Annotated in this window: 6 protein-coding genes; all 6 read right to left on the reverse strand. The window is 60.6% G+C overall.

Going from position 1 to position 13,295, the window contains the following annotated elements; all coding sequences use genetic code 11:
* Positions 1-1,118: IS256 family transposase (locus WS45_RS24080; protein WP_257140610.1), on the reverse strand; the 1,118-nt coding region annotated here is incomplete at its 3' end.
* Between the two features lie 148 nt (positions 1,119-1,266).
* Entirely contained in the window at positions 1,267-1,626 is a 360-nt protein-coding gene (locus WS45_RS35210) for a hypothetical protein (protein ID WP_156437260.1), read from the reverse strand.
* Positions 1,623-2,348, reverse strand: coding sequence for a hypothetical protein (locus WS45_RS36245; RefSeq protein WP_257130004.1), 726 nt, complete (start codon positions 2,346-2,348; stop codon positions 1,623-1,625). The genes WS45_RS35210 and WS45_RS36245 overlap by 4 nt, the downstream gene beginning before the upstream one ends.
* Before the next feature lies 1 nt (position 2,349).
* Positions 2,350-2,640, reverse strand: coding sequence for a hypothetical protein (locus tag WS45_RS24090; RefSeq protein WP_059523410.1), 291 nt, complete (start codon positions 2,638-2,640; stop codon positions 2,350-2,352).
* Entirely contained in the window at positions 2,637-12,287 is a 9,651-nt protein-coding gene (locus WS45_RS24095; protein WP_082722010.1) for a two-partner secretion domain-containing protein, read from the reverse strand. The genes WS45_RS24090 and WS45_RS24095 overlap by 4 nt, the downstream gene beginning before the upstream one ends.
* Before the next feature lie 71 nt (positions 12,288-12,358).
* A complete protein-coding gene (locus WS45_RS24100) occupies positions 12,359-13,261 on the reverse strand; it encodes a hypothetical protein (RefSeq protein ID WP_059702008.1) in 903 nt (300 codons plus the stop codon).
* Positions 13,262-13,295 lie beyond the last annotated feature (34 nt).

Here is a 13,295-nt window from a genome sequence, read left to right on the forward strand (position 1 = left end):
GCGCCGATACGGTGGCCGGAAGCGCGGACATAGCGAACGAGCGAAGTACGGCGTGGGGGCTTGTGTATTTCATCCGTCGTGTAGATGATCTTGCGCACGCCCGGCGGAAACGCGAAGAACGGGATCACGCGATCCCAGGCGTTGCGCCACGCGCTACTGACGGTCGGGAATTTCTGGCCCCACGGGCCATTCGCAAACGCATCGAGTTCAGCCTGAGCGGCTTCCGCGCTGGGCGCGGCATAGATCGGTTTGATCGCCGCGGCCAGTCCTCGGCGGTCCTTCCAACTGGCGTAGTCCAGGCTGTTGCGGATCAAATGGACGATGCAGGTTTGCAGCGTCGTGGCCGGAAACACTGCCGCCAGCGCTTCGGGCATGCCCTTCAGACCGTCAGTGACGGCGATCAGGATGTCATGTACACCGCGCGTCTTCAGATCGTTGAATACCTTCATCCAGAATTTGGCCCCCTCGGTATTCTCGATCCAAAGGCCCAGGATCTCCCGCGCGCCGTCGGGCAGCACACCCAGCGCCAGGTACACCGCCTTGTTGCGCACGACGGCGTCTTCGCGAATCTTGACCCGCAGTGCGTCGAAAAACACCACCGGATACATCGGCTCAAGCGGCCGGGCCTGCCAGGCGGTTACTTCGGCCATGACCTCGTCGGTGACCGAGCTGATGAAGTCGGGCGAGACCTCGGTGCCGTACTGTTCCAGCAAGAAGCCCTGAATCTCGCGTACGGTCATGCCTCGGGCATACATGGCGACGATCTTGTCGTCGAAGCCCGTGAAGCGCCGCTCGTGCTTGGGAATCAGGATGGGTTCGAAGCTGCCATCGCGGTCACGCGGCACCTCGATACGAATCGGACCATCTTCGGTCAGAACCGTCTTGGCCCCTTTGCCGTTGCGCTGATTCGTGGCGTTGGCCGGCTTGGCAGCACCGGGAGGGTAGCCGAGATGATGGTTCATCTCGCCGCCCAGTGCCCGTTCGATCAGCGCCTTCTTGAGCGCCAGCGTCGCGGCGTTGATGGCTTCGGCCGTCATCGGACCGTTGCCGAACTGCTCGAGCAATTCGGCCGGAATCGCCGGCAGAGCCGCCGGCTGGGCTTTCGGTTTGCGAGGCATAAACTCTCCTTGGGAGCATGTTATGCCTTAAACACAAAATTCCTGACAGGCGCCAATAAGCGGCCTGATTACTCGCATAAATTGTTTTCCGCGACTTCACGACAAATTCTCAACAATCGCATCAATGCAAAATGCATTGCCCATAAATTCAACGAACTCCTCCCGACTTCATCAAATCCAGCGCAACTTCCAACGTTTGCCGAACGGCCCGCGAGTGGCGCTTCTGTTGATACACAGAAAGTTCAATTGTCTTTAATCGTGGTGGATTAGACATCGAACAAACACCTCTAGCAATCTCAACCTCAGCAATAGTCGTCGAGTTGACCAAGATTCGATAAATGTCTTCCCCTTGCTCCGGAATGCAATCGACAACGAATGCCAATTTAATTCCCGGAAAACTCCCACGTAAAGTTTCGCTCAGCGCATCCGTTCCATCTATCAAGTTTTTAGAACTTTCCAACAATTTTTGGCGCACCGCTTCGCCCCTTACCTGTCTATATGTATTCATTTCAATCTCCCCGGAAACGCGGTGACCAGATTCCCGAACTTATCGGTCATAACAGTCATCACGGATGTAGGCTGAAATTTGTCGAACTTATCCGTTCCAATAGATCTTCCTGTATCGACTTCACGGATATACCTCGGCCCTGCCGGCGTTTGTACCTCTTTCGTGATAGGAGTTGAAACCGTATTCGGATCTTGAAGCAGCCTTCTCAAATCACTTTCGCTAATTGTAAACTGACTCGCATTGACGTTTGAATCAAAGTGACGGTCGCCAATGTGCTCAATACCATCGTTCGTAATGTTGATACGTGACTGAACTCGGCCCGGCGTGGAACCCGTGCTTTCACCCGACTGTTGATCGTTGCCGCTCGACAAAATAGGCCCACCGGGCGTCACGACAGGGGCAACGCTCACAGTCGGACACAAGACACCCGGTCCACACGGTACAGCACCTACTGTAACCGTAGCCCCTGCTGGCCCGCTCGGCGTCTTCGGCCCGCCACCATTCGGGTCGATTTGCGGGTTCGCATCGCCCTGCTGCACGTCGGTCGGCAACTTCACGTGTGAATTCGCCACGTCACGCGGCAAGTTCTTCTCGTCTTCTCCGAAACCCAGCACGCCGCGTTTGAACTGGTCGAACTGGCTCAGCCCCAAGTCCTTGCCCTGCTGAATCAGCGTGTAGTCGAACAGCCCCTTTTTCGCCTTTTGAAAACCCGACCACTCCAATTCATTGAATTTCCCCGGACCTCTTCAGATTAATGAGCTCCATTAATGCATAATCAATACACTCCCCCATTTCATCCCCATCCATTCTGACAATCCCTCTTTGCAAATCCGGAGCATTAAAAATTACAGTGAATCTCTTGGTCGCGCGCTCCCCATCAAATTTTATTATGAAAAACGCCCGATTTGCTGCCGCTGCCGCTTGCAATACTCGCATAGCGTCGTCGAGCGCACAAACCTCCGGCACACTTAAACCATAAAGCGAGCCAAGCTCATCAATCGCCATTTTGTTCATTTAAGACCTCTTAATGCATTTGAAATATCTTTTACCTCACGAAGCTGCCCAGTTGCAACTCTATCCACCACTGACCAAATCTGTTCAGGGGGAGGTCCGTCGACCGAATTTCTCTGAATCAAAGTTTCAACAACCTCAACAGCCGTTCGTTTATTTCCATTATCAAAGAGATGCCCTCCTGCAATATCACGAATTATAGACGCACTCTTGTCATAGAAGCCGTTATAGTTTGCAGCATTACTCAAAACATTATCAACATCCCGGAACGAAATGCTTCCGCCAAATTTTTGATTTATATCCGAAATCTCCCCCGCCGAAATACCTTTCGCAAATCCGCCGGAATCTCCACCTTTATTCGTCGCACCACCACTCCCGCTATCGGGGCCACTTGACAAAATAGGCCCACCGGGCGTCACGACAGGGGCAACGTTCACAGTCGGACACAAGACACCCGGTCCACACGGTACAGCACCTGCTGTAACCGTAGCCCCTGCTGGCCCGCTCGGCGTCTTCGGCCCGCCACCATTCGGGTCGATTTGCGGGTTCGCATCGCCCTGCTGCACGTCGGTCGGCAACTTCACGTGTGAATTCGCCACGTCACGCGGCAAGTTCTTCGCGTCTTCTCCGAAACCCAGCACGCCGCGTTTGAACTGGTCGAACTGGCTCAGCCCCAAGTCCTTGCCCTGCTGAATCAGCGTGTAGTCGAACAGCCCCTTTTTCACCTTCTGGCTATCGATCCACTGCAACTCGGGCGCGAGGTCCTTCGCGTCCATCGGGTCCACGTAGTTCGCCAGCCACTGCGGGCTGTTCGGCGAGAACTCCGCCCAGCACTGAACACGATAGCAAGCGGCCTGCGTCAGGCGCTTTTCCTCGTCCGCGTTGCCGTTCGCCTTGTCATGAATGGCCTTCTTCTCGTCCTGATTCAACTGACGGTTGAAACGATCGACCGCTGCGCCTGTCAACGCACCCGTCCCGCCCCCCACGAGCGCACCCGCGCCGCCGGCCAACAGGTTCGACGCGACGTTGCCCAGCAGCTCGTCGACGTTCTTGTTGCCGGTCGGACCCGCGTCCTTGATCGATTGCGCGATTTCCGTCAGTTCCGGAGCGAGCTTCGCCGACAGCCCGGCACCAGCTGCACCGCCTGCCGCACCCAGCCCGCCCGCCGTCAATCCACCGGTGAGCGCACCGCCTGCGATGTGCAGAGCAACACGATTATCACCGCCTTCAGCCCAGTTCTTCGCGTCCTGCAAATATTGCGCCTTGAGCGCAGGATCGTCGGTCGCGGCAGCGGCATCGCGTGCGGCTTTCTCCTTCCTGTCCGCGTAGCTGCCAATCTGCTTTGCGATCGCCTCCGACGCCGCCTGCGCCGCGTTGATGAGATCCGACTGATTGCTCAGGACCTGCTGCAGATCCGGCGTCTTGCTGACCGTGCCATTCAGGCCCGACGTATCACGATTGAGCGTCGCCACATCCTGCTTCTGGTTTGCCGTGTCCGTGATCGTGACATTGCCCGCGCTGATCGCACTCTTCGTGGTCGCGTTGCTGCTATCGCTCTCGCTCACGTAGAGCGGCAATGCACCGCCCGTATTCTTGCCGCTCGCCTGACCGTGCGTGGCGTAGTTGTTGCCCCCATCACCGACACCGCCGCCTGCGCTAATCCCGAAACTGCTCGCGTTGTAGCTCGAACTGTTCTGGATGTCCGAGAAGGACAGCGTCCCGGTCGTCAGCTGGTTCTTGTCCGGCGTCGCCGTGCTCGCAATATACGCCCCCTTCAGGTCCGTATTGCCCTTCACGCTGATGTCGAATCCGCCGTCGCCAGCCTGGATACCGGCCTGCTCGTTCACGCCCGCGTAATTGCCGCTCGCATGGCCACTCTGCGCGCTGAAACTCGCGCTGCCGCCGCCCTGGCTGACGCTGAACCCGCCGCCCGAACTGCTCTGGTGGGCTTCGCTATGGCTCGTATCCTGCACCGACGCGAGATTCAGGTTGCCGCCAACATCCGCGATCACCTTGTTTGCGTTGACGTTCGCGCCGACGATATTGGTGTCGCCGCCGCTGATGATCGTTGCCGTGTTACTCGCGTTGATGTGCGTATTGTTCTGTGTCGCCGCATCCGAGTTCGCATCGCCGTGCGCGCGCGACATCGACGCTGACACGCCGAACCCGCCCGTGCCATACGAAACGCCCACACTCGCACTCTTCGACTCGTTCGTGCTGCGCGTGCTGTCGGTATCCGTGCTGTTGACCAGATTGACCTTGTTCGTTGCCTGCAACAGCACATCCTTCGCGGTCACGTCCGATCCCTGGATCGTCACGTTACCCTGCCCTGCGTTCTTGTCACCCGTCGCCACGAACGCGGCCGTACCGCCGGCCTTCACATTGCTGCCGTTGTTCTGCGTACTGTTCTCGGTGAACGTCGACTTGCTGTGAGACGAGCCAAAGCTCAGTTCAACCTTCGCCTCGACCTTGCCCTTCGGATCGTTCAGCGCGTTGGTCATGTTGCCGGTCGCACCGACCAGATCGGCCATGCCGCCCGCTGCCGCGATCGCATGCAGCGCTGCTGCCCGCCCGTCCTGGCTACTGGCGGCACCCTTTGCCTGCTGATTCACGTTCTGGATCGCATCGATCACCGGCGACTTCACGGCGAGCGTGAAACCCGAACTTTTCACCTCGTGAGTTTCTTCGTGATGACGATCCGTTTGCGACGCATCGATCGTCACTTCCTTCGCGACGCCGGTCACGTCCTGGCCTGCAACGATGTCGGAACCTGTCACATGGAGCTTGTTGCCCGCCACCATCGACACGCTACCGTCCGTGCTGCCGATCAAGCTGCCCTGCGAACCCTTCACCGTATCGCGGCTGGTGTCGATCGTCTGGTTCGTGCCATACGAGATCCCGGCGCCCGCGCTGCCGAGGCCGGACTTCTTCACGTCCTTGTAGTGATACTCGCTCGAAGCCGTATCCGCTGTCGTGACCGTCAGGTCGTGGCCGGCAGAAAGGCTCACGTCGTTGGTCGCCGCGATCGTTGCGGCCTTCGCCGTCAGGTCGTTGCCGGCCTGCACCGCAACCGTGCTGCCCGACAACGTCGTGCCGACCGCATTCGTATAGCTGCTCGAATCGATCGTGTGCGTCGACTTCGACGACAGGAAGCCGTTCTCCTTGCGATAGTGCTCGTCGTTCGCGCTCGCGCTCTGCTCGCCGGCGTTCAGGTTGACATCGTGCCCGGCACTCACGCCAATTGCGCCCTGCGCGTTGGCGTACGCAGCCGTCGCATTCACGTCATGGCCGGCGACTATCGCCAGATTGCCGCCCGTCGCGATCTGCGTGCCCGTATCGCTCGACGCCGAGTGTTCGGCGTGATTGCGGGCGTCCCACTTAACCGCGTCCTGACTGCTCTGGCGAACCGCATTCAGATTGACGTCATTGTTCGCTGCCAGCACCGCGTCGCCGGTCGTCGCGATAACAGCCGCATTGGCGTTCAAGTCCCGACCGGCAACAGCCTGCAGCGTGCCGGCATTGACCGTCGATACGCGATCGATACCGGTCGCGCTGCCATTCGCCGCTTTCGCCGAACTGGTCGTGCTCGTCAGGTTGAGGTCACGGCCGGCCGACAGCGCTACGGTATTGCCTTGAATCAACCCACCAAGATTATTGAGATCCTGGTTCGCGCTGGCGAGCACCGTTCCGCCCGACACCGTACCGCTGTTGTCGATCGAATCCGCATGGATAATCGTGACGTTGCGGCTCGCGATCGTGCCCGAGTTCTTGTACGCGCCGCTGGCGTCGACCGTGACGTTCTTGCCGGAGATGATCGTGCCTTCTCCCGTCACGTCCGCCGCGTTCGCGTGCAGATAGACCTGCGGCACAAGCACGGTTTGCCGGCTACCATCCGGCAACGTCACCGTCTGATTCACGAGCCAGACGATGTCGCTCGTCAGCGCGGCCATTTGCGCGTCGGTCAGTGCCGTACCGACGTTCAGCCCGAACTGCTGCGACGCCTTCACGCCACTCGCCATCAGCGCTTCGTATTCGCTCTGGTTGTCCGTGTAGTCGCCAATGAAACGCTGGCTGGTCGTCTGGATGATCTGTTGCTGAATCAGTTGCTGCTCGTAGAAACCGTCGCCGATACGCTTGAGGACGGTATTCGGGTCCACCTTGAGCGCATCCAGCATCGTGTCGCTCGACAGCCACTTCCGGTAATCGGTAAAGCGCGGGTCCGTCTCGACCAGGAAATGGCTACCTGGATCGCTCGTGACCTGATACAGCGCGTTGTTGGGCAAATGCGTGTTCGGCGTCACCGTGCGCACGACAACGTCGCCCACGTTCGCCTTCACGGCCGATACCTCCCCCACACCGACACCCGACACACCCGAGCCAATCGACACTTGGCCGCCGACATCCTTGCCCGCCACCGGCGTCACGCCCGTACCGCTTGCGCCCTGCGCAACGGACGTCGCCGCGGCCACACTCTTGATCGGATTGGACGGTTTGCTCGGATCGGTCAGCACCACCGGCAGATCGATCGTTTGTGACGGAATGGCCGGCGAGTAGTTGGTCGTGGAGGTTGCACGTTCGTCACCACTGAAGGCACCGCCCGACTGGACCCAGGTATAGATTGCCTTGCCCGAACCCGTGAAGGTCTCGGTGCCTGTCGCACCGATGTTCTGCACGTTCGCCGGATTGTTGCCGTCGCCGGCTACGATCTGACTCTTGTCGTTGACGCCGGAGGGCGTGTTGATCGTGATATGTCGGCCAGACGTAATCGTGCCGGGTTGCGAAGCCGTTACCACGTCCTTGGTCGATTTCACGTCGACCGCGTAGACGGTATAGGTCTGGACGAGCCGGCTCGCAACGTCCCCGTTATACGCAACGAGCGCCTGGTTCAGGTTCTGGTAGGCGGTAACGGTCGCCTTGTACCACTGCTGGAAAGGCGCGCAAGCCGCATTGGTCGAAGTCAGGCACGACGGGCTCTGTGGATCGAAGGGATTCGGTTTTGCACCCGTTACGTCCGCTTCAGTGGGGGCCTTGATGGAAAACCAGTCGCTGCCTACGCCCCTTCGTCCGAAAATTAGCGCGGCGGGCGCCGTCATGGCGAACGGCCCCTGCGTGACCCACGCCGGGTTTGCGTCGGGTGGTGGCGCCACACCGAACGTCGTCCAAATGTCGCCCGGCACCGTACGATATGCACCTGTCTGTGCCGCCGCCGCCCCCGAGCCAAAGTAATTGGCGGCGTACGCCGTGTTGTCGATCTTGCCCGCCACACCGTTCATCGTGTACTTCGCGTACTCGGCAAACGGATATTTGGTCGACGGCAACAGAATGAACTTCTGGTCGTCATCCAACGCCCACTGGTAGTCCGTGCCCGGATGAATTTCCTGACTGTTCTTCTGATACAGATAAACAGTTGAAGGATCGATCTTCTCGGTCGAGCCGGGGACCTGGTACCACAGCTGGTTGCCGCTGTCGGTCGTGACCGTAGAAGTCTGGAAATTCGAATTCAGGTTTTCGAACCGGTTTGCGCTGATCGTGATGTCACGACCCGCGTCGATCTGCGCGCCGTTGTTCGTCACGAGTTGGGCGCTGCCGGTTGCCTGATGGTTCGCATCCAGCGCGCCGCCGACGCGAATGTCGTTGCTCGCGTAGATCAGTGCATTGTTCTGGTTTTTGAATGTCTGCGCGCCAATGTCGAGGTCGCCGCGCGACGCAATCACACCGCCCACGCCCTGGGTGTTCTGGTCGTTCACGACTGTGTTCGCGCCCACCGCGACCGTATCGCCATAGATCCGGCCACCCGCATTCGTGATGGTGTCCCCCGCCGTCACCGTCGTGGTACCGCCGTCGATCAGACCTTCGTTCGTAATCGACTGGTTCGCGCGGACGTTCGTAGCGTTCCCACCGAAAATCTCGCCTGTCGCGCGGTTCTGAATGGAATTGGCGTTCACATTGGCAACATTGCCTGCCGACAGTGTGCCGCTGTTGTCGAGCGTACCGCCAGCCGTGGCCGTCAGATCATGGCCCGCCAGAATCTGGCCGGTGTTGGTCAGATCGCCTTGCGTCGTCACATTGACGTCGCCGGCCGATTGGAGCTTGCCGCCGTTGTTGAGCGTCCCGGTCGAGACCGTCAGTTGCTGGCCGCCGTTGATGTCGCCCTGGCTGTTGATCAGCGTATTCGACGCTGCCAATGTTGCGGTGCCTTTCGACTGAATGCTGCCCGACGTGTTGTCGATAGTCGGTGCAGTGAGCTTCGCCTCCTTGTCCGCGCGAATCGAGCCGGACGTATTGTCGATCGCCTGGTTGGCGTTCAGCGTAACGCTTGCGCCCTCCATCCCGGCCGTCAGCCCCGGCACGCCCGCCGTCGTCGGCAGCGTCGAATTGGCGGTCTGTGCATTGCGAATCGTATCGCCCGTCACCGACAGCGCACCGCTCGCGTGCATGGCCCCGCGCGTGTTGTCGACCGTCGTACCGGAGACCGTTACGTCCCGGTTGCCGCCGATCTGGCCGGCCACGTTCGACACCGTTCCGGTGCTTCGCACTGTCAATGCACCGTCCGCCACGAGCGACCCCGTATCGTTCGTCACGGATGAGGCGTTGACGGTCGCGGCACCGCTCGACGAGATGGCGCCACCTGCGTTGTTCAGCGCTCCGGTTGCCAACGTGACGCCATTGCCGAGCACCTGACCACCCGCGGACTGCCCTGTCATCACGCTGTTGTCGAAGGTCTGGCCGTGCGTATCGATGTCGACGGCGCCCGTTGCCTGCACCAAACCCGACCGGTTATCGAACGCCCCCGACCGGCTCGTCAGTGATTGGCTTGCCGCCACTTTACCGAGCGTGTTGTCGATCGTCCCCTGTCCGGACGCGAGCGTGACGTTCGCCCCCGTGACCGTGCCGCCCGAGTTCAGCAATCCCGCATTGGTCAGGGTCGTGTCGCCCGATGAGAGCAGCTTGCCGCCTGCGTTGTCCGTCGTGCCAGATGTCGCCACCGCCAACGCGCCGGAAACCGAACCGATGGTGCCGCCGTGGTTCGACACGGTCTGCGCCGTCACGGTCGTGTCGTGTGTCGCCGCGATCGTACCGCCCGCATTCGTCAGTGCGCCTGCTACAGCGAGCTTCGTCGCATTCGCCGACACTGTGCCTTGCGAATTGTCGAACGTACCGGCCTGGGTGTTCAGCGCGCCAGCTGCGGTAATCTTGCCCTGCGTATTGTCGAGTGCCTGAACGACGGTCAGCGCCATGTCGCCGGTGGACGTGCCGATCTGGCCTGCACGGTTGCTCAGCGTGCCGGCGGTTGCCGTCAACCCGGTCGCCCCCACCAGTTTGCCGCTATCGTTCGACAGCGTGCGCGTGGCCGTCAGCGACAATGCATCCGATGTTGATCCGATCTGGCCGCCCGCGTTGACAAGATTCCCCGCCTGGATTTGCGCACCGTGCACGGCCGTCATACTGCCGTCCGTGTTGCCGATCGTGTCGCTTGCGACGGTGAGTGCATTGGCCGAGCTCACCGTGCCGCCAGTATTCGTCAGCGACTGCGTCGCACGCAGCGTCGTGTCGCCAGCGGCCGATCCGATCGTGCCCGACGCATTGCCAATGCTGTTTGCCGTCACCGACAAACCGTTCCCGCCGACCATGGAGCCCGACTGATTCGAGACGTCGCCCGTCACCGCCACGGCCAGTGCGTCAGTGGTGCCGATCTTGCCGCCCGTATTCACGAGATCGGCCGCTGCGATCTGTGCAGCATGTGCGCTGATCGATCCGGCCGAGTTGTCGAGATGGGCCGTGTGAATCGACAGGTCGTTACCGGACGCAAGCTTGCCGTTTGCGTTGTTCAGCGATTGCGTGACGTCGAGCGAGGTATTGCCCGCCACGGAGCCGACCTGGCCCTGTGCGTTGGAAACCGTATTCGCCGTCAGCGTGAGACCATTGCCGCCTGCAATCTTCCCGTTATCGTTCGCTACGTTCCCGGTCGCCGTCAGTGCCAACGCACCCGTCGACGTGCCGATCTCACCGGCCACGTTCGTCAGGTCGGTTGCAGCGATCTGCGCCGTGCGCGCCGTGATGTGCCCTTGGGTATTGTCGAGCGGACCGGACGAGTTCAGCGACAGCGCATCGGCCACCAACGTGCCGGACCGGTTCGATACCGATTGCGCGGTCACGTTCGCCAGGTTCTGCGAACTGATGACGCCCAAGTCGTTGACCAGTTGCCCCGCATTCAGCGTCACGTTCTGACCGCTCATCGTGCCGGCGACGTTCGACAGCATGCCGTTCGTCGCGACATTGATTGCGCTGGCCGCATTCACGGACCCTTGATCGAGCGTGACGTCGTTTGCGAACAGATTGACGTTATCGCCCGCTGCCAGCGTGCCGCTGCTCGTCAGATTCGCAGCGCGTGCCGTGACGGAGCCACCGCCGACGAGATTACCTGCGGAATCTGCCCCCGCGTATGCCTGCCCGCTGTTGTTGAGCGAGGCTGCCGCAGTGAGGTTCGTGTTGCCGCCCGACGAAATCGTTCCGGCGTTCGACAATGCCTGCGACGCGTTCAGATCGGTGGTCTGCGTACTGACAATCGTGCCTTGCTGGGCGACGTTGGCGCCATCGATCCGGGTGTTCGCGGCCGATTGCAAACGCGCGGTCGGCGCAATCGTCACATCGCCGTTGTTCGAAACTTGAATATCGCCGGTCAGTGACGTGACAGCACCCGCGTCTCGCACGCCCACGCCGGCCTCGGTCCCGATCATCCGGACGCTATTGGCGAACATGCTACCCAGTGCCTGCACGTCGATCGCGACGCCTGGCGCCGCGCCGGTGCCGGCCTGGGCCTGCGCGGCATTGCTCGCATAGTCGACACGGTTCGCACCGGCGACCGCATTGATCGAATCCGCCCACACCTGACCGTTGATCGTCATCGCACGCGAAATCAGGTCGATCGCACTGCCGTGCGCGTCGAGACCTGCACCGGCAATGCCGATCTGCCCTTGCGTCACATTGAAACCCGCCAACGTGCCGTCCGGATTGAACGTCGGCACGCCGGTCGTCAGCGTGACACGCGGCACATTCAGAAAACCGCAACCCGAACAGGTAATGCCTGCCGGGTTCGCGATCACGAGGTTCGCACGATTGCCCGCGATCTCGGTCGGTCCGAGCAGTTGACTGGGGTTACCCGACGTGACCTGGTTGACGATCACGCGGGCCGAGCTGTTGCCGAGAAATGGATTGCCTTGGATCCAGCCGGCGAGCTGCGTTTGCGAATTCTGGCCGCTGTTGACCAGCACCGCGCCCTTCGTACCCACGTTGTACTGCGTGAAGTTGTTCAGCGAGACGCCGTTTTTCGGTGCGGTGATGTTGACGAGCGGCACGCCTGATGCCGACACGCCGACGACCGGATGGGTCGGACCGCTACGATCAGGCGTGATCGGCAACGTGGCCTGCGCTTCGGCGATGAGGGGCTGCATGCCGAACGTACAGAGTGCGGCAAACGCAGTTGCCCGGGCCGCGAACCAGATCGAGATTCCGGAATCCTCGGCCGCAGGACGAACCGCGCGCTGTACACGGGAGCGCTCGCCGCCCCCATGCGCCGACGCGTTCTCGTCAACTGCCACCAGCATGCCGCGCACGGCACTGAACACCAAGCGAAAGATTCCGGAATTCATGATCGTTTTATTCTTGAATGCATGTCAGGCCGGCATCGCGCACATCGCGCAAACGACCGGCCCCACTCACGTTACTTGCAGCTCAGTGCCACCAAGCCGTTGATGTTGCCCGTCGTCGTTGCCGGGATGCCGTACGACACGATCAGGTACGGTTGCTTCGCATCCGAACCCATGACCGTGCTCATCAGCGTCGACTTCGTTTTGGCGCTGAGTTCGGTGAGGCCGACCGAGGACGTTCCTACGAACGACTGGTTCTGGTCATTGCCGATCGAGTACTGCAGATTCAACGTGTAGTTGATGGCCGTATTGCCGAACGTGTTTGTCCCGCTCGTCAGCGTCGCCGTGGCGCCAGTCAGCGAACCCGGCGCCGTATTGCCATCCGCCGACGTCGGACGTGTAGCAAAGGCGAACGAACATTGCATCTGCACAGGCGAGGTCGCATCAATTGCAACCGGTACGCCGACTGCCCAGACCTGGCCTTGATTCGCGTTATACGTAACGCCCGATGAATCAGTGCCGTCCGCCCAGCGGCCGATCGCAATGTCGCCATTTCCAGCGAGGTCCGTCACGACGCCCTTCGTCAGCGTCTTGATCGTGCCCGACGAACCATACGGAATCGCGATATACGCACCCGGCGCCTGCTCCTTGAGCGTCGATACAGGCTGAGAAAGGGCCGCCAGCGTGTAATTCCCGTTCGGCATCTGCCCGCCGTTCCACGACGCGGGCGGTATCAGGACACGAACCGTCGAAACCTGGCTCGAGATCGATTGCGATTGCCCTTCCACACGAATCCCCGACGAAGTCGACGCGCTGCCCGACGGCGCTGCGTTCGACGATGCACCACTCGATGCGGCACTGCTACCGCTGCCGCCATCGTCACCACCGCCACATGCGCTCAGGCCAAGTGCGGCCACCACCGCAAACGTTGTCGTCACTGCTTGAAAAACACGACGCTTCTCGTACACGTTCTGCATAGTCTTTCCTTCGGCTCTTGCTACTCGATCGACA

This window comes from Burkholderia sp. RF2-non_BP3, from assembly GCF_001522185.1.
GTDB classification, from domain to species: domain Bacteria; phylum Pseudomonadota; class Gammaproteobacteria; order Burkholderiales; family Burkholderiaceae; genus Burkholderia; species Burkholderia diffusa.

Excerpts from the sequence above, each read along its gene's own strand:
- WS45_RS35210 (WP_156437260.1), bottom strand. The coding sequence starts at position 1,626 with ATGAATACATATAGACAGGTAAGGGGCGAAGCGGTGCGCCAAAAATTG.
- WS45_RS24090 (WP_059523410.1), bottom strand. The coding sequence starts at position 2,640 with ATGAACAAAATGGCGATTGATGAGCTTGGCTCGCTTTATGGTTTAAGT.
- WS45_RS24095 (WP_082722010.1), bottom strand. The coding sequence starts at position 12,287 with ATGAATTCCGGAATCTTTCGCTTGGTGTTCAGTGCCGTGCGCGGCATG.
- WS45_RS24100 (WP_059702008.1), bottom strand. The coding sequence starts at position 13,261 with ATGCAGAACGTGTACGAGAAGCGTCGTGTTTTTCAAGCAGTGACGACA.